At 56.1% G+C, this 826-nt stretch carries 1 protein-coding gene; it reads left to right on the plus strand.

From position 1 onward, the window contains the following. Positions 1-826: dockerin type I domain-containing protein (locus tag FRY97_RS22580; RefSeq protein WP_246141894.1), on the plus strand; the 826-nt coding region annotated here is incomplete at both ends.

Raw genomic sequence — 826 nt, forward strand, 5'->3', positions numbered from 1 at the left:
AGTGCACGTGTTGGACGGCTGCGGCAACTCTGACCTGGCGATCCTGCCATTCAGCGTAGTAGACTGCAAAGCTCCAGCGCCAATCTGTCTGTTCGGTATCTCTATCGAGCTGATGCCAGTTGACGAAGACGGCGACAACCTGCCAGACCCAGGCGCAGGCATGGCTGAGATCTGGGCGAGCGACTTCGTTCAGTCTCCGATCACAGACTGCTCTGAGCCGATCAAGTACTCCATCAACCGCGTAGGTGAGCCTAACAACCCTGACCAAGACGGCCTGGTGCTGACTTGTGCAGACCTTGGCACCCTGCCGATCGAGATCTGGGCGTACGATGCAGCTGGCAACGGCGACTTCTGTGAGACGTTCATCCTGGTACAGGACAACATGGGCGTATGCGGCGAAGCTGGCCCAATGGCAGCTGGTGCAATCAACACCGAGGATGATGAGTCAGTAGAAGATGTAGAGGTAAGCCTTTCTGGCAACGGCTCTGCAACTGTAATGACCGGTGCTAACGGCCAGTATGTATTCACAGACCTGAACACAGGGCTTGACTACACGGTGACGCCACAGCGCGACGGCGACTACCTCAACGGGGTATCAACGTTTGACCTGGTGCTGATCAGTAAGCACATCCTGGGCGTAGAGCCACTGAACACGCCATACAAGCGCATTGCCGCTGACGTGAACAGCTCAGGCACTATCACAACGCTCGACCTGATCCAGCTGCGCAAGCTGATCCTGTCTATCGATACGGAGTTCTCTAACAACACAAGCTGGCGCTTCGTAGAGGCTGCTTATGTGTTCCCGAACCCATCGAACCCATGGCAA

It is taken from the genome of Phaeodactylibacter luteus (assembly GCF_007993045.1).
GTDB lineage: Bacteria > Bacteroidota > Bacteroidia > Chitinophagales > Saprospiraceae > Phaeodactylibacter > Phaeodactylibacter luteus.